At 67.0% G+C, this 21555-nt stretch carries 19 protein-coding genes; 8 read left to right on the plus strand and 11 right to left on the minus strand.

Features of this window, described 5'->3' with window-relative positions:
• Window positions 1–44: 44 nt before the first annotated feature.
• The gene (locus tag D7T59_RS08690; protein WP_180851422.1) at window positions 45–752 is read right to left on the minus strand and encodes a YitT family protein; all 708 of its coding nucleotides are present in this window, start codon (window positions 750–752) and stop codon (window positions 45–47) included.
• Between the two features lie 110 nt (window positions 753–862).
• The gene (locus D7T59_RS08695; RefSeq protein ID WP_164136982.1) at window positions 863–1075 is read right to left on the minus strand and encodes a DUF4287 domain-containing protein; all 213 of its coding nucleotides are present in this window, start codon (window positions 1073–1075) and stop codon (window positions 863–865) included.
• A 405-nt stretch (window positions 1076–1480) separates the two neighbouring features.
• On the opposite strand from D7T59_RS08695, the gene D7T59_RS08700 reads away from it, so the two are divergent.
• A complete protein-coding gene (locus tag D7T59_RS08700; RefSeq protein WP_164136981.1) occupies window positions 1481–2380 on the plus strand; it encodes a LysR family transcriptional regulator in 900 nt (299 codons plus the stop codon).
• A gap of 38 nt (window positions 2381–2418) precedes the next feature.
• On the opposite strand, the gene D7T59_RS08705 is transcribed toward D7T59_RS08700, so the two are convergent.
• The 3 genes from D7T59_RS08705 to D7T59_RS08715 form a co-directional block, all read right to left on the minus strand.
• Window positions 2419–3402, minus strand: coding sequence for an aldo/keto reductase (locus tag D7T59_RS08705; protein WP_180851421.1), 984 nt, complete (start codon window positions 3400–3402; stop codon window positions 2419–2421).
• A gap of 121 nt (window positions 3403–3523) precedes the next feature.
• Window positions 3524–4666, minus strand: a complete 1143-nt coding sequence (locus tag D7T59_RS08710; protein WP_005408369.1) for a PilT/PilU family type 4a pilus ATPase — start codon at window positions 4664–4666, stop codon at window positions 3524–3526.
• 99 nt (window positions 4667–4765) lie between these two features.
• Entirely contained in the window at window positions 4766–5803 is a 1038-nt protein-coding gene (locus D7T59_RS08715) for a type IV pilus twitching motility protein PilT (RefSeq protein ID WP_004147099.1), read from the minus strand.
• 87 nt (window positions 5804–5890) lie between these two features.
• On the opposite strand from D7T59_RS08715, the gene D7T59_RS08720 reads away from it, so the two are divergent.
• Window positions 5891–6568, plus strand: coding sequence for a YggS family pyridoxal phosphate-dependent enzyme (locus tag D7T59_RS08720; RefSeq protein WP_180851420.1), 678 nt, complete (start codon window positions 5891–5893; stop codon window positions 6566–6568).
• Window positions 6569–6586: 18 nt separating this feature from the next.
• A complete protein-coding gene (gene proC, locus D7T59_RS08725; protein WP_180851419.1) occupies window positions 6587–7408 on the plus strand; it encodes a pyrroline-5-carboxylate reductase in 822 nt (273 codons plus the stop codon).
• A gap of 110 nt (window positions 7409–7518) precedes the next feature.
• Here the strand turns inward: proC and D7T59_RS08730 are convergent, their stop codons facing one another.
• Complete coding sequence (locus D7T59_RS08730) at window positions 7519–8394, minus strand: LysR family transcriptional regulator (protein ID WP_180851418.1); 876 nt, start codon at window positions 8392–8394, stop codon at window positions 7519–7521.
• 98 nt (window positions 8395–8492) lie between these two features.
• On the opposite strand from D7T59_RS08730, the gene D7T59_RS08735 reads away from it, so the two are divergent.
• Window positions 8493–9095 (plus strand): short chain dehydrogenase, encoded by a 603-nt coding sequence (locus D7T59_RS08735; protein ID WP_164136976.1) that lies wholly within the window; start codon window positions 8493–8495, stop codon window positions 9093–9095.
• A 72-nt stretch (window positions 9096–9167) separates the two neighbouring features.
• Here D7T59_RS08735 and soxR read toward each other — a convergent pair whose 3' ends face one another.
• A complete protein-coding gene (gene soxR / locus D7T59_RS08740) occupies window positions 9168–9602 on the minus strand; it encodes a redox-sensitive transcriptional activator SoxR (RefSeq protein WP_164136975.1) in 435 nt (144 codons plus the stop codon).
• A 29-nt stretch (window positions 9603–9631) separates the two neighbouring features.
• Between soxR and D7T59_RS08745 the strand changes: the two genes are divergently transcribed.
• On the plus strand, window positions 9632–11053 hold the full coding sequence (locus tag D7T59_RS08745; protein WP_180851417.1) for an MFS transporter: 1422 nt from the start codon (window positions 9632–9634) through the stop codon (window positions 11051–11053).
• Between the two features lie 85 nt (window positions 11054–11138).
• Here D7T59_RS08745 and D7T59_RS08750 read toward each other — a convergent pair whose 3' ends face one another.
• Together D7T59_RS08750 and D7T59_RS08755 are read right to left on the minus strand one after the other, a co-directional pair.
• Complete coding sequence (locus D7T59_RS08750; protein ID WP_180851416.1) at window positions 11139–13163, minus strand: esterase/lipase family protein; 2025 nt, start codon at window positions 13161–13163, stop codon at window positions 11139–11141.
• The gene (locus D7T59_RS08755) at window positions 13163–14137 is read right to left on the minus strand and encodes an Lnb N-terminal periplasmic domain-containing protein (protein ID WP_180851460.1); all 975 of its coding nucleotides are present in this window, start codon (window positions 14135–14137) and stop codon (window positions 13163–13165) included. Before D7T59_RS08755 ends, D7T59_RS08750 begins: the two co-directional genes overlap by 1 nt.
• A gap of 172 nt (window positions 14138–14309) precedes the next feature.
• On the opposite strand from D7T59_RS08755, the gene D7T59_RS08760 reads away from it, so the two are divergent.
• Complete coding sequence (locus D7T59_RS08760) at window positions 14310–14714, plus strand: GFA family protein (protein WP_180851415.1); 405 nt, start codon at window positions 14310–14312, stop codon at window positions 14712–14714.
• Window positions 14715–14981: 267 nt separating this feature from the next.
• On the opposite strand, the gene D7T59_RS08765 is transcribed toward D7T59_RS08760, so the two are convergent.
• Window positions 14982–18083, minus strand: a complete 3102-nt coding sequence (locus D7T59_RS08765; protein ID WP_180851414.1) for an efflux RND transporter permease subunit — start codon at window positions 18081–18083, stop codon at window positions 14982–14984.
• Between the two features lie 3 nt (window positions 18084–18086).
• Window positions 18087–19274, minus strand: coding sequence for an efflux RND transporter periplasmic adaptor subunit (locus D7T59_RS08770; RefSeq protein WP_180851413.1), 1188 nt, complete (start codon window positions 19272–19274; stop codon window positions 18087–18089).
• Between the two features lie 156 nt (window positions 19275–19430).
• Here D7T59_RS08770 and D7T59_RS08775 point away from each other — a divergent pair, with 156 nt between their 5' ends.
• Together D7T59_RS08775 and D7T59_RS08780 are read left to right on the plus strand one after the other, a co-directional pair.
• Entirely contained in the window at window positions 19431–20114 is a 684-nt protein-coding gene (locus D7T59_RS08775; RefSeq protein ID WP_180851412.1) for a response regulator transcription factor, read from the plus strand.
• Window positions 20101–21477 carry a sensor histidine kinase gene (locus tag D7T59_RS08780; RefSeq protein WP_180851411.1) on the plus strand — a complete coding sequence of 459 codons (1377 nt, stop codon included), beginning with the start codon at window positions 20101–20103 and terminating at the stop codon, window positions 21475–21477. Before D7T59_RS08775 ends, D7T59_RS08780 begins: the two co-directional genes overlap by 14 nt.
• The last annotated feature ends 78 nt before the right edge of the window (window positions 21478–21555 follow it).

The raw sequence follows: 21555 nt of genomic DNA on the forward strand, positions 1-21555 counted from the left end.
GCCTCWGGTGTTGCCGGCCWGCGGCCGGCACTACCGTCGAATCATCACACGCCCATGTAGCGCCCGGGGCGGTGGTTGAACATCAGCACCAGGCTGAGCACCACCGCGCCGATGGCCGAATACAGCACTTTCGACGGCGACAACACGAAGAACGCAGCCACCATCAGGCAGGCGTCGTAGGACATCTGCACCTTGCCCGCACTCCAGCCGCGGGTGCGCTGCAGGTACACCGCCAGGATGCCGATGCCACCAAGGCTGGCACGGTGGCGGATGAAGAACAGGATGCCCAGGCCGGACAACGCGCCGCCGACGATCGCCGAGTACAGCGGGTGGATGTGCGAGAAGTCGATCCAGCGCGGCAGCAGGTCGGTCAGCACGCCACAGGCAGTGACCGCGGCAAAGGTCTTCAGGGTGAATTCCCAGCCCATGCGCCGCAGCGCCACCCAGTAGAACGGCAGGTTGACCAGCACGAACACCACGCCGAAGTTCCAGTCCAGCGCGTAATGCAGCAGGAAGGCCATGCCGGCCATGCCGCCGATCATCAGCCCGCTCTTGGCGAAGATGGCCAGGCCCAGCGAGGCCACCATCGTGGCCAGCACCATGCCCTGCACGTCCTCGGCGATCGAGTGGCGCAGCGCTTTTTCGCCGGCGGTGGTACCAGCGCTGTCCGGCGGCGGGGTCAGCGGACCAGCGGTGACCAGGTGGCCGTCAGCGTCGTCGCACGGCGCGGGGCCATGGGAGGGAAGGGACATACGGATGGGGGGAACAGCAGGTGGGGAGCGCTATTAGACACGATCCGCATGACAGTTGCAGATGAAATCGTTCAGCTGAATGCGCCCCACCCTGCTTGCGCCCTTGCCGATCAGCCCTTGCCGGCCAGATGGTGCGCCACCAGCGCGTTGGCGTGGCCATGGCCCAGGCCGTGCTCGCTCTTCAGGAAGCTGACCAGTTCCATGTGCTTGAGTCCCTTCTTCTTCGACAGCAGGCCAAACCAGTGCGCCACCGGCTGCCCGTAGGTCTTCTCGATGGAGGGGAAATACGAGGCCGGGCCTTTCGGCCTGGTATCAGTGCTCATGTGCAGCTCCCGTTGAAAGTCATCCATTCGACGAACCACAGACGTGGAAATCGACATCCCCACACATCCGACCCCGTGTCGACCAACGGTCGGCACCTACCATCAGCAGCAGGTTCCAACAGCTCGCGGGAAACTGTCGAAGGCGGGGTGGCTCAGGTTGCGGGGGCGTGAGCGCCATGGATGGCGCGACCGAGGCTACATGGGTGAGGGCGCTTTGCTTGCGAAGCACTGCTTCACAAGCGCCCGAGCGCACAGCCGCCAGCGGCTGGGCCGGGCCCCGGAGGGGGACTTGCGCCGTCCCCCGCAACCTGAGCCACCCCGCCTCCCGCAGGAAGCCCGCTTTTGAAGTTGACGTTGCCGTTGTTTCGGCAGGTGCCGGGCGCAGCCCGGCCGTATCATCCCGTCATGCCCCGCGAAAATCTCAACGACCTGCAGGCCTTCGTCCACGTTGCCCGCGAGGGCAGCTTCACCAGGGCCGCCGCCCAGCTCGGCGTCTCCCAGTCTGCGCTCAGCCATGCCATGCGCGGCCTGGAGCAGCGCCTTGGCGTGCGCCTGCTGACACGCACCACGCGCAGCGTGTCCACCACCGAGGCCGGCGCCCACCTGCTGGAAACGCTCGCCCCGCGCCTGGCCGAGATCGAGGACGGACTGGCCGCGCTGGCCGAATACCGCGAGCGCCCGGCCGGCACCATCCGCATCAATGCCACCGGCCACGCCGCCGAATACATCGCCTGGCCACGGCTGGCACCGCTGCTGCAGCAGTACCCGGACCTGAAGGTGGAGCTGACCGCCGACTACGGGTTGGCCGACATCGTCGCCGAGCGCTACGACATCGGCATCCGCCTGGGCGAGCGGCTGGCCCGCGACATGGTCGCCGTGCCGGTCAGTCCGCCGCTGCGCATGCGCGTGGTCGGCGCACCCACTTACTTCCGCCAGCACGTGGTGCCTCGGCACCCGGACGACCTGGCCGCACACAACTGCGTGACCCTGCGCCTGCCCACCCACGGTGGGCTGATGCCGTGGGATTTCGGCCAGGACGGCAACGAACTGAGCGTGCGCGTGAGCGGTCAGTGGATCTTCAACAGCATGGGCATGACCCGCGCCGCCGCGCTGGCGGGCAGCGGGCTGGCGTGGTTGCCGGAAGACCAGGTGCAGCCGATGCTGGACGATGGCCGGTTGCAGTCGGTGCTGGACGACTGGTGCCCGCACTTCGATGGTTATTACGCGTACTACCCGTCGCGCCGCCACGTGACCGTGGCGATGCGCACGGTGCTGGATGCGCTGCGCGGGCCGATGAAGGGCTGAGCTGGGAAGTGCGGACCAACGGTCCGCACCTACCACGGTCAGCCCTTGGCCTGCGCTGCACGCTGCGCGTTGTAGCGCTCGCCGACGATCGACACTTCGTCCAGCGCCTGCGCGATGCGCTGCAGTTCCTCCGGCCTCAGCTGCAGGTCGGCCGCGCCCAGGTTTTCTTCCAGGCGATGGACCTTGGTGGTGCCCGGAATCGGCACGATCCACGGCGCCTGCGCCAGCAGCCAGGCCAGCGCCACCTGCGCCGGTGTGGCGCCACGGGCCGCGGCGATCGTACGGATGCGGTCAACCAGCGCCTGGTTGGCGCGGCGCGCCTCCACCTCGAAACGCGGCACGGTGTTGCGGAAGTCGTTGGCGTCGAAGGTGGTGTCGGCGCTGATCGCGCCGGTCAGGAAGCCACGGCCGAGCGGGCTGAACGGCACGAACCCGATGCCCAGTTCCTCCAGGGTCGGCAGCAGTTCACGCTCCGGCTCGCGCCACCACAGCGAGTACTCGCTCTGCACGGCTGCCACCGGCTGCACCGCATGCGCGCGACGCACGGTGGCGGCGCTGGCCTCGGACAGGCCGAAGTGGCCAACCTTGCCTTCGGCGATCAGGTCGCGCACGGTGCCGGCCACATCCTCGATCGGCACGTTCGGGTCGACGCGGTGCTGGTAGAACAGGTCGATATGATCGGTGCGCAGGCGCTTGAGGCTGGCCTCGGCCACCGCGCGGATGTTCTCCGGGCGGCTGTCCAGGCCGGTATCGACGCGCGCATCCCTGAAGCCGAACTTGGTGGCGATCACCAGCCTGTCGCGGTACGGCGCCAGCGCCTGGCCGAGCAGGTCTTCGTTGGTGTACGGCCCGTACACCTCGGCGGTGTCGAAGAAGGTCACGCCTCGTTCGACGGCGGCGTGCAGCAGGGCGATGCCCTGGCTGCGCTCGACCGGCTGGCCATAGCCATGGCTCAGGCCCATGCAGCCCAGGCCAAGGGCGGAAACCTTCAGGCCGCTGCGGCCGAGTTCACGTGTCTGCATCGTCATGCTCCAGAGGGGGAGCGCTGACGATACGCCTGCATTGGCCCTGGATTGAACCGACCAGATGGCAGTCGGTCATGACCGGAATTCATCAATCTGGTCACGACCGATGCCGGCCGGGTCACCGGATCTCGGAGATCTCCACGCCATCCAGGCCCTGCGACAGCGTGCGTGCATCGCCGCCCTGGCTGAGCTTGATGCGCAGGCGCACTTCATTCTGCGAATCGGCATAGCGCAGCGCGTCCTCGTAGCTGATCTCGCCGGCCTGGTACAGCTCGAACAGGCTCTGGTCGAAGGTCTTCATGCCCAGCTGGACCGAGTCCTTCATCACTTCCTTCAGCTTGTGGATCTCGCCGTCGCGGATGTAGTCCTGCACCAGCGGCGTGCCCAGCAGGATCTCCATCGCGACCTTGCGCGAGCGGCCATCGGGCGACGGCACCAGCTGCTGCGCGACCACGCCCTTGAGGTTCAGCGACAGGTCCATCAGCAGCTGGTTGCGGCGGTCTTCCGGGAAGAAGTTGACGATGCGGTCCATCGCCTGGTTGGCGTTGTTGGCATGCAGGGTGCACAGCACCAGGTGGCCGGTTTCGGCGAACGCGATGGCATGGTCCATGCCTTCGCGGGTACGCACCTCGCCGATCATGATCACGTCCGGCGCCTGGCGCAGCGTGTTCTTCAGTGCCGCCTCCCAGCTGTCGGTATCGATGCCGACTTCACGCTGGGTGATGATGCAGCCCTCGTGCTTGTGCACGAACTCGATCGGGTCTTCGATGGTGATGATGTGGCCGGTCGAGTTCTGGTTGCGGTAGCCGATCATCGCCGCCAGCGAGGTCGATTTACCGGTACCGGTGGCGCCGACAAACAGGATGATGCCGCGCTTGGTCATCGCCAGCGTCTTGATGATCGGCGGCAGGCTCAGTTCTTCCACGGTCGGGATGCGCGTTTCAATACGACGCAGCACCATGCCCACCTGGTTGCGCTGGTAGAAGCAGCTGACACGGAAGCGGCCGACACCGGACAGGCCGATGGCGAAGTTGCATTCGTGGGTCTTCTCGAACTCCTCGCGCTGCGCCGGGGTCATCACGTTGAGGACCAGGTCGCGGCTCTGCTGGGGCGTCAGCGGCGTCTGCGTGATCGGCGAGATCTTGCCGTTGACCTTCATCGCCGGCGGCATGCCCGCAGTGATGAACAGGTCCGAGGCGCGCTGGTGCGCCATCAGCTTGAGGAACGAGGTGAAATCGATGGTGGTCGCGGTGGTGTTCACGGCGGGCTCCCGGAAAGGCGTGTGGCAGCTGATGGTCGGTGCAGGAAACAACATGGGAGCGGCCGCGCCATTGCGCGTGCCGCCCGTTGCTGCCCCGCCTTACTCGAACAGGCGCTTGTCCTTGGCGTACTCGCGGGCCTGGTTGCGCGTGATCAGGCTGCGCTTGACCAGGTCCTGCAGGTGCTGGTCCAGGGTCATCATTCCGTACTGCTGGCCGGTCTGGATGGCCGAGTACATCTGCGCCACCTTGTCCTCGCGGATCAGGTTGCGGATGGCCGGGGTGCCGACCATGATTTCCCACGCAGCGGTACGACCGCCGCCAACCTTCTTCAGCAGCGCCTGCGAGATCACCGCACGCAGCGACTCGGACAGCATCGAACGCACCATCGGCTTTTCGCCGGCCGGGAATACGTCGATGATGCGGTCGATGGTCTTGGCCGCCGAACTGGTGTGCAGGGTGCCGAACACCAGGTGGCCGGTTTCGGCGGCGGTCAGTGCCAGGCGGATGGTTTCCAGGTCACGAAGTTCGCCCACCAGGATGATGTCCGGGTCCTCACGCAGCGCCGAGCGCAGTGCTTCATTGAAGCCGTGCGTGTCGCGGTGCACTTCGCGCTGGTTGATCAGACACTTCTGCGAGGTATGCACGAACTCGATCGGATCCTCGACGGTAAGGATGTGGCCGTACTCGTTCTTGTTGATGTAGTCGATCATCGCCGCCAGCGTGGTCGACTTGCCCGAACCGGTCGGCCCGGTCACCAGGATCAGGCCCTGCGGCTGCTGGATCACCTCGCGGAACAGCGGCGGGCAGGCCAGGTCCTCGAGGGTGAGCACCTCGGACGGAATGGTACGGAACACCGCACCGGCGCCGCGGTTCTGGTTGAACGCGTTCACTCGGAAGCGCGCCAGCGACGGAATCTCGAACGAGAAGTCCACTTCGAGGAATTCCTCGTAATCGCGGCGCTGCTTGTCGGACATGATGTCGTACACCAGCGCATGGACCTGCTTGTGGTCCAGGGCCGGGATGTTGATCCGGCGAACGTCGCCGTCCACGCGGATCATCGGCGGCAGGCCTGCGGACAGGTGCAGGTCGGACGCTTTGTTCTTTACGGAAAACGCCAGCAGTTCGGCGATATCCATGAGCGGCTACTCCCCAATAACGGCTTCGACTGGAAGGATCTTTCCCCGGGCGGCAGTATAGCCTCCTGATTCAACGGAACGCGTTACGTGGCCACTCCCCTGCCCCAGATCCTGAGCAACCTGCATGCTGCCGCCGAAGCGGCCGGCCGGCCCGATCCGCGCCTGCTGGCCGTTTCCAAGACCCAACCGGCCGAAGCCGTGGCCGCGCTGGCCGCACAGGGACAGCATGCCTTCGGCGAGAACTATGTGCAGGAAGCGCTGGCCAAGATGCAGGCGCTGCAGCACCTGGCGCTGGAATGGCACCTGATCGGCCACCTGCAGTCGAACAAGGCCGATGCCGTGGCCAGCCATTTCGACTGGGTGCAGAGCGTGGACCGTTCCAAGCTGGTGACCGCGCTGGCACGCCATCGCCCGGCCGCGCGTGGCCCGCTGAACGTGCTGATCCAGGTCAACATCGACGACGAATCAAGCAAGCACGGCTGTGCGCCCGAGCAGGTGGAAGTACTGGCCTCGGCGATTGCCGCCGAGCCCAGCCTTCGCCTGCGCGGCCTGATGGCGATTCCCGCGCCGTGGCCCGAGGCCGAGCGCCGTCGGGATGCGTTCGTGCGCATGCGCACACTTTTTCAGTCACTGGCTGCCCAGCACCCGCAGGTGGACACCCTGTCGATGGGAATGAGTGGCGACTACGCTGAAGCCATCGCCGAAGGTGCCACCCTGGTGCGCATCGGTACCGCACTGTTCGGCGCGCGCCCGCGCCCAGCCTGACTTTTCGAGGAGATTTCCATGGCAGCTGATTCCATCACCTTCATCGGCGGCGGCAACATGGCGCGCAGCCTGATCGCCGGCCTGATCCGCCAGGGCATGCCCGCCACGCACATCCACGTCGCCGAACCGGTGGCCGAACTGCGCCAGGCACTGGCCGCCGACTTCGGTGTGCAGGTGCATGACAACGCGCTTGATTCCGCTGCCCAGGGCAGCACCTGGCTGCTGGCGGTGAAGCCGCAGGTACTGCGCGAGGTCTGCCAGTCACTGCAGGCACTGGCCCAGGCGAACCGGCCGCTGGTGGTATCGATTGCCGCGGGCATCACCAGCGCGCAGCTGGAACGCTGGCTGGGCGGCAACCTGCCGGTGGTGCGCGCGATGCCCAACACCCCTGCCCTGCTCGGCGCCGGTGTGACCGGCCTGTATGCCACGCCTTCGGTGGATGCGCAGCAGCACGCACAGGCCGAGAAGGTGCTGGCCAGCGCAGGCCGCACCGTGTGGATCGACAGCGAAGCACTGATGGATTCGGTCACTGCCGTATCCGGTAGCGGCCCGGCCTATGTGTTCCTGCTGGCCGAAGCGATGGAAGCAGCGGGTATCGCCCAGGGCCTGCCTGCAGAAGCAGCGCGCACGCTGGTGGTGCAGACCCTGCTGGGTGCCTCGCGCATGCTGGATGAGGCCGGCGAAAGCCCGGCCGAGCTGCGCCGCCGCGTGACCTCGCCGAACGGCACCACCCAGGCCGCGATCGAGAGCTTCCAGGCCGGTGGTTTCGAGGCGCTGGTGGACACGGCGCTGCGCGCTGCGCAGGTGCGTGGGCAGGAATTGTCTGCGGCGAATGATTGATCCCGAGGTGTGCCGACCAATGGTTGGCACCCACCATCATCCACGCATGGCGTGGATCTACTGATGGAATGCACGGCGCTCATTGGTAGATCCACGCCATGCGTGGATGCTCATTGCCCCAATGTGGTCATGACGAAATCAACGAAGCACTGCAACCGCGGGCGCGGCCTGCGGTCGGGCAGGTAGATCAGGTGCATCGGCCGCGGTTCGGGCAGGTAGTCGCGCAGCAGCGGCTTCAGGCGCCCGGCGGCAATTTCGGCAGCCAGCAACGCCGTCGGTTGCAGCACCAGACCGGCACCGGCCACGGCAGCTTCACGCAACGCGAAGCCATCGTTGCAGGTCAGGCGTGCGTCCCAATCCACCTGTTCGCCATTGGCCAGCTGCCAGCCGTGGCCACCACGCCAGGCCAGGTGGCTCAGGCAGTCGTGCCCTTCCAGATCATCGGGTGTGCGCGGCGTGCCGCGCCGGCGCAGGTACGCGGGCGCCGCGCACAGGCTCATCGCGTACGGCGGCAGCGGTCGCGCCACCACTTCCTGCGACGGCAGCGGCCCCACCCGGATCGCCACGTCGAAACCATCCTCGATCAGGTCCACGCGGCGGTTGCTCAGGTCCAGCTCGATGTTCAACTGCGGCTGCGCGCGCAACAGCGTGGCCAGCTGCGGAGCCAGCACACAGCTGCCCCAGGTGGTCGGCGCGCTGACCCGCAGCAGGCCGCGTGGCTGCACCTGCAGGCCGGCCACATCCGCCTCGGCCTGCTGCACCTGCTCCAGCACCTGCCGGCAACCGGCCAGGTAGGCCCCGCCGGCTTCGGTCAGGCGTTGGCGGCGGGTGTTCCGCTGCAGCAAGGCCGTGCCCAGATGCGCCTCCAGCTGCTGGATGTACTTGCCGACCATCACCGCCGACACCTGCAGCTGTTCGGCAGCCCCTGCAAAGCTCCCGCGCTCGGCCACGGCGACGAAGGCCTGCATGCAGCGCAACGTATCCATTACTAATCCAGAGTTAGGAATCTGCGAATTGTACGCCCCCTACCTAACACTGCAGTGACGGCGCAGACTGCGCCCATCCCCCTCCTCAAGGAACGGCCATGAAGATCCTTCTCGTCGGTGCCAGCGGCACCCTCGGCCAGGCAGTCGCCCGCCAGCTCGGCCAGCATCACCAGATCCTCGCCGCCGGTCGCCACAGCGGCGAACTGCGCGTGGACCTGACCGACGATGCCAGCGTTGCCGACCTGTTCTCGCGCACCGGGCCGGTCGATGCGGTTATCTCCACCACCGGCTCGGTACACTTCGGTCCGCTGCAGGCGATGACGCCGGCGCAGTTCAACATCGGCCTGCAGGACAAGCTGCTGGGACAGGTGCGGTTGGCACTTGCTGCCCAGCACCACCTCAACAGCGGCGGTTCGATCACCCTGACCAGCGGCATCATCAGCGCCCAGCCGATCCGTGATGGCGCCAACGCCACCTCGGTGAATGCCGCACTGGAAGGCTTCGTGCGCGCGGCGGCGCTGGAGCTGCTGCCCCGTGGCCTGCGCATCAATGTGGTCAGCCCGAACGTGCTGATCGAATCGATGGCGGCCTACGGCCCCTACTTCCCGGGCTTCGAAGCCGTGAGCGCGCAGCGCGCGGCACTGGGCTACCAGCGCGCGGTGGAAGGCATCCAGAGCGGCGAGACGATCACGGTCTGGTAGGGAAAAGGGGACGGAGGGGATTATGTCGTTTGTGCATTAACGACTTAATCCCCTCCGTCCCCTTTTCGCGGGTCACTCCCAGCGCATCGGGCCGTCGCCGCGTTCGCCAAGCACGTCACCCGGGTTGGCCAGGCGGCAGCGCTGCAGCGACAGGCAGCCGCAGCCGATGCAGCCGGTCAGTTCATCGCGCAGCAGTTCCAGCATGTGGATGCGCTCCTCCAGCTCGGTGCGCCAGCGCGCGGACAACTTGGCCCAATCCGCCTTGGTCGGTGCGCGGCCGTCGGGCAGGCTCTCGAAGGCACGGCCGACCGCTTCCAACGGCATGCCCACGCGCTGCGCTACGCGGATCACCGCCAGCCGGCGCAGCACGTCGCGGCTATAGCGGCGCTGGTTGCCCGAAGTGCGCAGGCTGCTGATCAGCCCCTTGCGCTCGTAGAAGTGCAGCGCCGAAACCGCCACGCCACTGCGCTGGGAGACTTCGCCAACGCTCAGTTCCTGGGACACCATTGCTTGACCTCAACTGCAGTTGAGGTGTCATGCTGCTATCTTCGCCGCCTGTTGACAAGCGCGGCCCGCAGCTGACCCGTATGACCCCCACGCTCTCCCCCGCCAACGCCGGTACACCGGCCGACACTTCGATCCTGTCCGCGCGCTACCGCGCCACCACCATCGGCATGGTCGCGCTGGTCGCGCTGCACGCCTTCGAGGCCTTGGCGGTGGCGGCCGCCATGCCGACCGTGGCCGTGGCACTGGACGGCCTGCGCCTGTACGCACTGGCCTTCGGCGGTACCCTGGCCACCAGCGTGATCGGCATGACCCTGGCCGGACGCTGGGCCGATCGCCATGGGCCGGCACGGCCACTCTGGTACGGGTTGGCCTGCTTCGTGCTGGGCCTGCTGCTGGCCGGCCTTGCCACGCGCATGGGCATGCTGGTGGCGGGGCGCCTGCTGCAGGGGCTGGGTGCGGGTGCGATCTCGGTCTCGCTGTACGTGATGGTCGGCCGCAGCTACCCGGAGCACCTGCGGCCGAAGGTATTTGCCGCCTTCTCGGCCGGTTGGGTGGTGCCTTCGATGGTCGGCCCGGCGTTGAGCGGCCTGATCGTGCAGCACCTGGGCTGGCGCTGGGTGTTCCTGGCGGTGCCATTGCTGGCGGTTCCGGCGGCCCTGCTGCTGCGTCCCGCGCTGGCACGCATGCAGCCCAGTCCCGCCAGCACCACCGACGATGGACGCGGCAAGGTGGTGCGCTGGGCCAGTGGTGCCTCGCTGGCCGCGTTGCTGCTGTACTTCGGCGGTCAGCAACAGGGCCTGCCTGCCCTGCTCTGCATCGGCGTGGCGATGCTGGCGCTGCTGTTCTGCGTACATCGACTGCTTCCGCCCGGAACACTGATCCTGCGCCGTGGCCTGCCCAGCGTGATCGCGCTGCGTGGCATCGCGGCGGCCGCCTTCTTCGCCTGCGAGGCCTACCTGCCGCTGCTGCTGCAGCGCGAACGTGGCCTTTCGCCCAGCTGGGCCGGGGCCGTACTCAGCCTCGGTGCGCTGGGCTGGTTCGCCGGCTCGTGGCTGCAGGGCCACCAGCGGCGTGGCTGGTCACGCCAGCAGCTGCTGCGCGCCGGCACGACGATGATGACGGTCGGCATTGCCGCCACGCTGGCAGTGCTGTTCAACGTGGTTCCACTGCCGGTGTCGCTGCTCGGCTGGGCCGTGACCGGCTTCGGCATGGGCATGATCTACGCCAGCCTGTCGGTGCTGACGCTGTCGTTGTCGGCGCCGCAGGAGCAGGGTGCCAACACCTCGGCACTGCAGCTGAGCGAGGCCCTGTCGGTGACCACCGCGCTGGCGGTCTCCGGTGCCTTGTTCGCATTGTTCGTGGAAAGCGCCCCGCACACCGGCTACCTGCTGTGCCTGGCGATCACCTTCGGCCTTGCGGTGCTGGCCACGCTGATCGCGCGACGGGTGTAACGCCACCGGGCGGATCACGTCGACGCAGCGCCCGCCGGAAAGGCGCACCACGGTAGCGCCGGGCCATGTCCGGCGAGCGCAGCGGTCAGGGTTTCGTGCCGGCTCCCATGTCATCGATGTCCCGATGCAGGATGCGCCGCACTTCCAGCACCGCCTGCGGGGTCTCCTGCACGCTGTGGCCGGAGATGATCACCTTCTCCGAAAGTGCGCCCGGCAGGTGCGCACTCCAGTACGGCACCAGTCCGTCATCGGACTTTTCCACCGGCAGCTCCGGCTTGCGCTGGGCGATGATCGAGTGGTACTTCAGGCCCGCTTCGATCGGCAACTGCGCGGCCGCCTTCACGAACGGATCGCTGGCCTTGAGGTTGTCGATGCTGTTGGGGATCTTGGGCTTGGCCGTACCATCGACCTGCTGTTCGGCCTGCGCCAGCGCCAGGAACACGTCCTCGAACTTGCCGAGAATTGTCAGCGGCAGGCGCACCAGGCGACCGATCAGGCGACCGACCTTGTTGCCTGCGATGTCGGTACCCTGATGTGGCGCGGCGATGAAGATCGCGCGCTCCACGTTCGGTTGCGCCTTGAAATGCAGCAGCGGCCCCAGCTTGTTCTGCACCCGCTTCAGGCGCTCGCCCTTCAGGTCGTAGTTGGCCAGCAGGTCATTCCACAGCACGTCACCCGAGTCGCTGACCAGCAGGCGCGCCAGCACGCCGCCCATGCTGTGCCCGATGTAGACCATGTCCTTCGATGCACGCGTACTGCCATTGGGATCGAAGTGCTTGAGCGTATCGTTGAACGCATTGGCGATCTCGTAGCGGTTCAGAGCGATCGGTGCATTGGTCGGGTAATAGACCTGCCAGACCTGGAACTGCTGGCGCAGCTCGGGATCGCCCATGATCTCGTTGGCCAGGTTCACCCAGGCTTCCGGGCTGCTGGCCAGGCCATGCAGCATGAAGATGATGCGGCGGTTCGGGTCCCACGGCTGCATCAGGTAGATGTGCGGTTCGCCGATGCCCTCGCTCATGCCGAACAGCGTGCGCAGAGATTGCCGGGCGAAACCGCTCTGCGCCAGCCACAGGCCGTAGGCCGCCGTGAAGTTGCCGGCCAGCGGCACCTGTTCGCCATGCAGGGTGATGCGCTCGGTGGCTTCCGGCGAATAGGCGTCCAGCTCGACCCGGCGCGTGCGCATCACGTCTTCCAGGCTGCTGCCCTCGAAGCGCAGCAGCGCAGTGACGTTGATCGAGGACATCTCGCTGAACTCAGGCACCGAGTCGTCATGGCGATGGCGGCGGCCACGGCGTGCGTCGTCCTCATCCTCCTGCGGCGCCTCGGCCTTGGGGCCATCGGGTGCGATCACCGGCGCGACCAGCTTCGGCGGGTCCATCACCATCACCAGTTCGGCGCCGAAGCCATCGCGGCGATAGGTGCTGCGCAGGCCGACGAAGCTGACCGTGCCGGCCGGCACCAGCTGCGCCGGGATGCTCTTCAGGTTCAGCTGCTGGTAGTTGGAGGCCAGCGACCAGCTGCCGACCGAAATCGGCTTCGTATAGTCCTCGCCGGCCAATGCAGAGGCACGCGCGCGCACGAACAGCACCACTGCCGCCTTCTCGGCCGCGTAGTTGTAGTAATCGCGTACCTGCGTCTGGCGGTCCTCGAAAGCACGATCAGACGGAGACCGGCCGCTGTAGAACAGGTAGGCGTAGGCATAGCGCGCCGCCTCCAGCCAGGCATCCAGCGCCGCATCGCTCATTGGTGGATCACCGGCAGCGGTCTTCTTCGGGGTCAGCGCCAGCGCCGCCTTCACCCACAGTTCGGACAGCGCCGACAACCGCTGCTCGACATTGAGATCGTCGGTCATCAGCAGCGTGCTGCGGCAGACCAGGAAGTCCTTTTCGCACTGCGACTCGTCCAGGCCTGCCGCGCTGAGCGTCTCGCGCGCGGCCGGGCTGAGCTTGCCGGTGTTGAGCACGTCGGCACGCTTGTTGACCAGCGAATCGCTGGACTTGACCTGCTTGACGGTGACCATCGCGCAACCGCTGCTGCCCAGCAGCAGGAAGGCAGCGAACAACACCGGCAGCAGGCGCTGCCAGCGGGACGGGAAGAATCGGGTCATTACTGCGGGTCCTGCTCGGTGCCGGGCACGCCCTGGCGGATCACGGTGGAGAAGTGCGGGCCATCGCCCAGGTCCAGCGCACGCTGGGTGATGCGGCCCTTGTCGTGCAGCTCGGCGTACGGCACGCCCGGAGTGAGCGCGCCGACCTCCTGCGCGTACTCGGCCAGGTAACCGGACAGCAGCAGGCGGTAGTCCAGCGGCAGGCGCGGCGCGATGTGGCGGGCCAGGTCGAAGACGATCGTGGTGCAGTTGCTGGTCAGCGTATTGTAGAAGCCCGGCTTCGCATCCAGGTCGCGCGCCTGCTCGATGTAGGCCGCGAACAGTTCCTTCAGTTGCGCGCGGTCCATGCCATGCAGCCGGTACAGGTAGACATCCTCACCGCGCGCATTGGTGCGGGTGCGGATGATGTCGGTCTCCTCCGACGCCACCAGGGTCATCTCGAACTTGCGGAAGAAGCCGCCCAGTGCCGAGAACGATTCACCGCGTTCCTTGCGGATCTCCAGCGAGAACACCACGTGGCGGCCATCCTGGAAGCCGAACGAGATCAGCGTGTGGGCGATGGCCGGGCCCATCCAGTACGACAGCACGAGGTCGGCCGAGCGCAGCTGGTCCAGGTCGTATTCGCGACGCACCCAGTGTGCGTCGTAGTCGGTCTCGGTGCGCCAGGTGAAATCACGCACGTTGTCGAACACCACGTGGCGGCCATCGAAGGACACCACGTGCAGACGCTGCGCGACGTCGTCGGCCCATACGCGGTCCTGGCGCGGGGTCAGCAGCAGCCACCACAGCACGGCCAGCGCCAGCGATGCGCCGAACATCAGGCCCAGCCTGCGTGAACCGCGGCCACGCGCGATCCGCCACGACGCCCACAGGGCAACCAGCAGCCACAGCACGGCCACGCCGATGGCCAACCCGCCCGGCCCCGGCAACTGGTACGCCAGCAGCCCGGTCACCCACAGCGCCGCCAGCGCCATGGCACTTCCTGTCATCCAACGTCCTGCGGCGTTCACTGGCATCCTGTCGCGGTCTTGAAGCCGCATAGTTAGCCACAAGCCGGATCAGCGTGGCATCTACGGTCCGTTCAGGCTGGCCGGCGCAGGGTCGGCAGCGGCCCTTGCGGCCGCCTTCCACCACACAGGAGCAACGATGGGTATCACGTCCGTGGCCGGTGTTCCGGTCCAACCCCGGCACCGCGCCACCTGCCACTGCGGTACGGTCGAACTGCTGCTGGACCTGCCTGATGGCATCGTCGACCCGCGCCGCTGTGACTGCTCCATGTGCCGCCGCCGTGGCGCCATCGCCGCCAGCGTCACCCGCGCGGGCCTGCAGGTGGTGCGCGGGCAGGACCACCTGCAGCTGTACCAGTTCAACACGCATGTGGCCGAGCACTACTTCTGCGGCGTGTGCGGCATCTACACCCACCACCGGCGTCGCTCCAACCCGGACCAGTACGGCTACAACGTGGCCTGCCTGGAGGGCATCGACCCGTTCGCACTGGGCATGATCCCGGTCAACGACGGGGTCAACCACCCCGCCGACCGCACCGCCTAGTGGCGTGTGCGCCGCGGCGGTGCGGCGACCTTCTGCCAGGGCGCCATACCGCTGCGCCCGGCCCGCACCGGGCGTTTCAGCCAGGGGCGACGGGGCGCGGCCTGCGGCTCGGCCGCGACCGGGGGAGGTGAAGGCCTGCGGCCTGGCCAGAGATGGTCGAGCAGCCACATGGCGGGTCTCCGTGGGGGACGGGGACGACCAACGCTAGCCCTGCATCGGCAAAGAACGGGTGATGGTGCTGCGGCAGTCGGATGACAGGCGGCCCCCTCAGTCCTGCGGCCGGGATCGGCCAAGGCGGCGGACCAGCACGAAGAACAGCGGCACCAACACCACTGCCAGCACCGTGCCGGAGAGCATGCCGCCAATCACGCTCATGCCGATTTCACGACGACTGACTGCACCCGCACCGGTCGCCAGCGCCAACGGAATCACGCCGGCCACGAAGGCCAGCGACGTCATCACGATCGGCCGCAGGCGCAGGCGTGCGCCCTGCAGCGCGGCCTCCACCGCTGAACTGCCCGCGCGATAACGGGCCTCGGCGAACTCCACGATCAGGATCGCATTCTTCGCCGACAGGCCGATGGTGGTGAGCAGGCCGACCTGGAAGTAGATGTCGTTGACGAAGCCCGCCGCGGTGGTCGCCAGCACGGTTCCAATGACGCCCAGGGGAATCACCAGTACCACCGCCACCGGCACCGTCCAGCTCTCATAGAGCGCCGCCAGGCACAGGAAGATGAAAGCAATGGAGGCGGTGTACAGCCACAACGTCTGGTTGCTGGCCAATTGTTCCTGGTAGGACAGGCCACTCCACTGCAGGTCGAACCCGGGTTGATCGGCAACCAGCGCCTGCATGCGCTGCATCGCTTCACCCGAACTGCGCCCTTCAGCGGCACTGCCCTGGATCTGCATTGCCGGCAGACCGTTGAAGCGCTGCTGCAGCTGCGGCCCGCGCGCCCAGTGGCTGCTGGCGAAACTGGCGAACGACGCCATCTGGCCGTTGCCGCCGCGCACATACCACTGGCCGATGTCGTCGGGCACGCTGCGGTAGGGCTGGTCGCCCTGCATGTAGACACGCTTGACCCGGCCACGATCGAGGAAATCGTTGATGTAGCTGCCGCCCCACGCTGCCGACAGCGTGGAATTGATGTCAGCCTGGGACAGCCCCAGCGCGCTGGCCTGGGCATGGTCGATGTCCAGCCGCAGCTCGGCCTTGTCGCCCAGGCCGTTCAGCCGCACCGAGGTGAGCCCATCGTCTTCGCCAGCCGCACGCACTACCTGTTCCTGCGCCGACTGCAGGGCCACGCGCCCGGCGGCGCTGGTGTCCTGCAGCCACAGTTCGAAGCCACTGGACTGGCCCAGTCCACGCACCGCCGGCGGCGCCAGCACGTTGACCCTGGCATCGGGCAACCCACGGAAGTAGGCATTGGCACGCGTGATGATCGCCGCAGCGGTGTTGTCGCCGGTACGCTCGTCCCAGGGTTTCAGGGCGAGGAACCCCTGTCCGGCGTTCTGGCCGGTGCCGGCATTGTTGCGGCCGACCACCACGAACACCACGTCCAGGTTCTGCTTCTCGTGCTCCATGAAGTAGCGGCTGATCTGCTCGCCCAGCGCTTCGGTACGCGCCATCGGGGTGCCCTCCGGCGTGGAGAACTGGAAGGTCACCTGGCCCTGGTCTTCCACGGGCAGGAAGCCGGTGGGCATGCGCGCATACAGCGCGATCATGGCGACCACCAGCAGCAGGTAGAACGCCATCCAGCGCCGCGGCCGGGCAACGACGCCACCGAGCTTTCCCTGATAGGCCAACTGGCTGCGCTCGACACCGCGGTTGAACGCCCTGAAGAAGCGGCCCTGAGGCTTCTGCGCCGAAGATGGCTTGAGCAGGGTCGCGCACAGCGCCGGGGTCAGTGTCAGCGCGACCAGCGCCGACAGCGCCATCGCCGAAGCAATGGTGATCGAGAACTGGCGGTAGATGATGCCGGTGGAACCACCGAACAGGGCCATCGGCAGGAACACTGCGCCCAGCACCACGGTGATGCCGATCAGCGCACCGGTGATCTCGCCCATCGATTTTTCGGTGGCCTCGCGTGGCGGCAGGTGTTCGTCGTGGATGATGCGCTCCACGTTCTCCACCACCACGATCGCGTCGTCGACCAGCAGGCCGATCGCCAGCACCATCGCGAACAGGGTGAGCGTGTTGATCGTGAATCCGGCGACCGCCAGCACGCCGAACGTGCCCAGCAGCACCACCGGCACCGTGATCGCGGGGATCAACGTGGCGCGCAGGTTCTGCAGGAACAGGAACATCACCACGACCACCAGCACGATGGCTTCGATGAGGGTATGGATGACCCCCTCGATCGAGACCCGCACGAATGGTGTGCTGTCGCGGGGGTAGGCGACCTGCAGCCCGGGCGGGAAGGTTGGCCGCAGGCGCTCGATCTCCTCACGGACCGCGTCGGCGGTGGCCAGCGCGTTGGCTCCGGAGGCCAGCGTGACCGAGAAACCCGCCGCCGGATAGCCATTGAGATAGCTGCTGGTCTGGTAGTTCTCGGCACCGATCTCCACCCGTGCCACGTCGCCCAGGTGCACTGCAGCGCCACTGGGAAGCGTGCGCAGGATGATCGCGCGGAACTGTTCGGGCGTCTGCAGGCGCGACTGGGCAGTGACGGTGGCATTCAGGCTCTGCGTTGCGCTCGATGGCAACGCCCCCAGCTCACCGGCCGTCACCTGGGTGTTCTGGGCCTGGATGGCCGTGCGCACGTCGGCCGGCATCAGGTCGTAGGCACGCAGCTTGTGCGGATCCAGCCACACGCGCATCGCATACGCCGAGCCGAACACATTGATCTCGCCGACACCCGGAATGCGGCTGATCGGATCCTGCACGTTGCTGACCAGGAAGTCGGAAACGTCCACCCGTTCCATGCGCCGGCTGGTGTCGTACAGCGAGACGACCATCAGCGAATCGCCCTGCGACTTCGCCACGGTCACGCCCTGCTGCTGCACTTCCTGCGGCAGCCGGTTGATGGCCTGGTTGACGCTGTTCTGCACCTGCACCTGGGCGATATCCGGATTGGCGCTCTGGTCGAAGGTGACCGTGATCCGCGCCTGGCCCGATGACGAACTGGTGGAGGAAAAGTACAGCAGGTGATCGATACCCTTGATCTGCTGTTCGATCACCTGGGTGACGCTGTCTTCCACCGTCTGCGCCGAGGCACCGGTGTAGTTGGCGGTGATGTTGACCTGTGGCGGCGCAATGTCCGGGTACTGTTCGACCGGCAGCTGGCTGACGGCGATCGCGCCGAAGGCCATGATGCAGATCGCCAGCACCCATGCGAACACTGGGCGATGGATGAAGAAGCGCGGCAACATGGCTCAGCCCTTCCCGGCGGCTGCCGGCGCGACTGCCGCCGCGGGCTTCACCTGCACCGCCGTGCCATCGGAGAGCCCCTGTGCGCCGGCCACGACCACCCGTTCGCCGGCAGCGATGCCATCCAGCACCAGCCACTGGTCGCCAATCGCCCGCGCGGTACGGAACAGGCGCAGCTTCGCCTTGCCCCTCTCATCCACCACCCACACCTGCGCCTCACCCTTCGGGCTGCGGTCCACCGCGGACTGCGGCACCAGCAGGGCCCGCTGCTGCGTGCCCTGCCCCACCTGCGCCCGCACATACATTCCCGGCAGCAGCTGCCCGGCGGGATTGGGAAACCGTGCGCGCAGGGTGATGCTGCCGGTTTCCTGCTGCACGTCGATATCGGCAAATTCCAAGGTGCCGGGCAACGGATACTCACTGCCATCGGACAGCCGCAGCCGCACCGCAGCGGTGGTGGCCTGCACGCCTCCGTCGGCGATCGCGCGGCGCAGGGCCAGGTACTCGTTGCTGGACTGGGTGATGTCCACGTTCATCGGGTCGACCTGCTGGATCCGCGCCAGCGGGTTGGCCTGGCCCGAGGTAACCAGCGCACCCGGTGTGAACAGCGCACGACCGATTCGCCCGGCAATCGGCGCGGTCACCGTGGCGAAACCAAGCCGCGTGCGCGCGGTATCCAGGCTCGCCTGTGCCGCCTGCACCGCGGCTGCGGCCTGCTGGCCGCTGGCAATGGCGTCGTCCACGTCCTGGCGCGCGGCCAGCTGCTCACCGCCCAGCGCGTGCATCCGCTGCGCGCGCAGGCGTGCGGTCACTGCCGCCGCTTCGGCGGTCTTCAGGTTGGCCTGTGCCTGGTTCACTGCCGCCTGGTACAGGGCCGGCTCGATCTGGAACAAGGGCTGCCCGGCACGCACCGATTCGCCCTCTTCGAACAGGCGTTTCACCAGCACGCCATCCACCTGCGGGCGCACATCCGACTCCTGCGATGCGATGGTCCGCCCCGGCAGCTCCTGTTCCATCGCCAACGGCTTCTCCTGCAGGGTCAGCACTTCCACCTCGTGAAGCCTGCCCGCCGGCTTGGGCGCATCCTTGCCACAGGCCGACAGCAGGCCGAGCAGAACGAGTGCAAACAGCGCCGGCCGGCGCGTCCTCAGTGGTCGGGCGTGGCGGGGCAATGGGGTATGCAGGAGGTTCATCGGTGGCCGGGATTCCGCGCGCCGGGGGGAGACGCTCGGCGCCGAATATAGAAGACCCGCGCGCGGATTCCGGCGAAACGCGCATGAAACATTTTTCATTTGCAGTCACCGCGCGCGGTTGCGAGGATGGCAGCCATCCAACCTGCACACTGGCCCATGCCGCGCGTACTCACCATCGAGGACGACCTTGTCACTGCGGAGGAAATCGCAACCGAACTGCGCAGCCACGGCTTCGAGGTCGACGTTGCCGTTGATGGCACTGCCGGCCTCGCATTGGCGCGTGCGGGCGACTACGCGGTGATCACCCTGGACCGCATGCTGCCCGGGCTCGATGGCCTGGCGCTGGTCACTGCCCTGCGGCGCGAAGGTATCGTCACGCCCGTACTGATGATCAGCGCGCTGTCGGACGTGGACGAGCGCGTGCGCGGCCTGCGTGCAGGCGGTGACGATTACCTGACCAAGCCGTTCGCCTCGGATGAGATGGCCGCCCGCGTGGAGGTATTGATCCGTCGCCAGAGCCAGGCCGGCCCTGCAGACAATGTCCTGCGCGCCGGCGACCTCGAACTGGATCTGATGACCCGTTCTGCCCGGCGTGGCGGGCAGGAGATCAGCCTGCTGCCGACGGAGTTCAAGCTGCTCGAATTCCTGGTCCGCAATGCCGGCCAGGTGGTCACCCGCAGCATGCTGTTCCAGGAAGTCTGGGGCTATCACTTCGACCCCGGTACCAACCTGATCGACGTCCACATCGGTCGTGTCCGCAAACGCATCGAGCAGCCGGGCCGCCCGCAACCCATCACCACCGTGCGTGGAACCGGTTATGTCTTCGATGCGCACCCCTGACCAATGGCGCTCGTCCAGCAGCCGCCTGCTCGGGTTGTACTGCATCCTGTTCGTCGCCTGGTCGAGCCTGCTGCTGGGGGTGATGTACTGGCGCATCTCGGACTACCTCAATGACCTGACCGAATCCGGCCTGCAGCAGCGCGCCCATCTGTTCATGGCATTCGACGGCCAGGCACTGGATGAGGCATTGCGCGACAGCCAGCGCTTCGACCTGCACCAGGTGTACACCTACGGGTTGTTCGACCGCCGCGGTTCACCCATGGGCGGCACGCTGATCGCCATTCCCGAGGGGCTGCCACTGGATGGCCGCTCGCATCCGGTGCAGGGTTGGACGCTGGCCGGTGGCAGGCACGACAGCGGCGGTAGCGCGCTGGGCATGGCGACCCGGGATGGGCGGACGCTGGTGTTCGTCCGCCAGAACGGCAAGCTCACTGCCGTCAACAGCATCATCCTCGATGCGCTGTTGTGGGGCGTATCGCTGACCGTCATTCCCGGCCTGGTGGGCTGGCACCTGCTGCGCCGGCGCCCATTGAAGCGGATCCAGCAGATCGAAGCCGCCACCAACCGCATCGTGGCCGGTGACCTCGGTCAGCGCCTGCCGGTATCCAACCGCCGCGACGAGATCGATCGGCTGTCGAGCATCGTCAATGCCATGCTCGAACGCATCGAGCAGCTGATGACCGAGGTCAAAGGCGTGTGCGACAGCATCGCCCATGATCTGCGCACCCCGCTTACCCGCCTGCGGGCACACCTGTACCGCATGCGGGTCGGCCTGGACGAACAGGATCCCCATGCCGACCCGCTGGACAAGGCATTGGCTGAAACGGACATGCTGATGGCGCGTTTCACCGCGCTGCTGCGGGTATCCGAACTGGAAAGCCACCAACGGCGCTCGGCGTTCGACGAGGTCGACCTTGCCGAGCTGCTGCAGGAACTGCACCAGTTCTACCTGCCATTGGCCGAAGAGAAGCAGCAGTTGCTGGAGCTGCAGGTGGATCCACAGGTCGGCGCGCTGCGCGGCGACCGTGAGCTGCTGTTCGAAGCGGTGGCGAACCTGCTGTCCAACGCCCTGCAGTTCACCCCTGCACACGGCCGCATCCTGCTGCGTGCGGTCGACGATCACGGCGCCCCGAGGATCGATGTGATCGACAATGGACCCGGCATCCCGCCGCAGGATCGCTCGCTGATCTACCAGCGCTTCTTCCGCGGCGGCAGCAGCGCCGGCCAGGGACCGGGGTTCGGTCTGGGACTGTCGATCGTGGCCGCCATCGCCGGCCTGCACGGCTTCCGGCTGCGTGCGGGCAGCGCCCCGGGCGGCGGCGCCTGGCTGAGCATCCGCGGCGCCTCGAACGGGCTGCCCTGACACCAGGTCCGGACCTTTCAATCGCATTTGGGAATCATTTGTATTTGTGGGCAGGCATCCGGATAATCCGCCGTCACC

It is taken from the genome of Stenotrophomonas maltophilia, from assembly GCF_013464915.1.
GTDB lineage: Bacteria > Pseudomonadota > Gammaproteobacteria > Xanthomonadales > Xanthomonadaceae > Stenotrophomonas > Stenotrophomonas maltophilia_AT.

What these genes read in the sequence shown, in the direction of transcription:
- D7T59_RS08690 (WP_180851422.1), bottom strand. Translation starts at nt 752, where the DNA reads ATGTCCCTTCCCTCCCATGGCCCCGCGCCGTGCGACGACGCTGACGGC.
- D7T59_RS08695 (WP_164136982.1), bottom strand. Translation starts at nt 1,075, where the DNA reads ATGAGCACTGATACCAGGCCGAAAGGCCCGGCCTCGTATTTCCCCTCC.
- D7T59_RS08700 (WP_164136981.1), top strand. Translation starts at nt 1,481, where the DNA reads ATGCCCCGCGAAAATCTCAACGACCTGCAGGCCTTCGTCCACGTTGCC.
- D7T59_RS08705 (WP_180851421.1), bottom strand. Translation starts at nt 3,402, where the DNA reads ATGCAGACACGTGAACTCGGCCGCAGCGGCCTGAAGGTTTCCGCCCTT.
- D7T59_RS08715 (WP_004147099.1), bottom strand. Translation starts at nt 5,803, where the DNA reads ATGGATATCGCCGAACTGCTGGCGTTTTCCGTAAAGAACAAAGCGTCC.
- proC (WP_180851419.1), top strand. Translation starts at nt 6,587, where the DNA reads ATGGCAGCTGATTCCATCACCTTCATCGGCGGCGGCAACATGGCGCGC.
- D7T59_RS08730 (WP_180851418.1), bottom strand. Translation starts at nt 8,394, where the DNA reads ATGGATACGTTGCGCTGCATGCAGGCCTTCGTCGCCGTGGCCGAGCGC.
- D7T59_RS08735 (WP_164136976.1), top strand. Translation starts at nt 8,493, where the DNA reads ATGAAGATCCTTCTCGTCGGTGCCAGCGGCACCCTCGGCCAGGCAGTC.
- soxR (WP_164136975.1), bottom strand. Translation starts at nt 9,602, where the DNA reads ATGGTGTCCCAGGAACTGAGCGTTGGCGAAGTCTCCCAGCGCAGTGGC.
- D7T59_RS08745 (WP_180851417.1), top strand. Translation starts at nt 9,632, where the DNA reads ATGCTGCTATCTTCGCCGCCTGTTGACAAGCGCGGCCCGCAGCTGACC.
- D7T59_RS08750 (WP_180851416.1), bottom strand. Translation starts at nt 13,163, where the DNA reads ATGACCCGATTCTTCCCGTCCCGCTGGCAGCGCCTGCTGCCGGTGTTG.
- D7T59_RS08755 (WP_180851460.1), bottom strand. Translation starts at nt 14,137, where the DNA reads ATGGCGCTGGCGGCGCTGTGGGTGACCGGGCTGCTGGCGTACCAGTTG.
- D7T59_RS08760 (WP_180851415.1), top strand. Translation starts at nt 14,310, where the DNA reads ATGGGTATCACGTCCGTGGCCGGTGTTCCGGTCCAACCCCGGCACCGC.
- D7T59_RS08765 (WP_180851414.1), bottom strand. Translation starts at nt 18,083, where the DNA reads ATGTTGCCGCGCTTCTTCATCCATCGCCCAGTGTTCGCATGGGTGCTG.
- D7T59_RS08770 (WP_180851413.1), bottom strand. Translation starts at nt 19,274, where the DNA reads ATGAACCTCCTGCATACCCCATTGCCCCGCCACGCCCGACCACTGAGG.
- D7T59_RS08775 (WP_180851412.1), top strand. Translation starts at nt 19,431, where the DNA reads ATGCCGCGCGTACTCACCATCGAGGACGACCTTGTCACTGCGGAGGAA.
- D7T59_RS08780 (WP_180851411.1), top strand. Translation starts at nt 20,101, where the DNA reads ATGCGCACCCCTGACCAATGGCGCTCGTCCAGCAGCCGCCTGCTCGGG.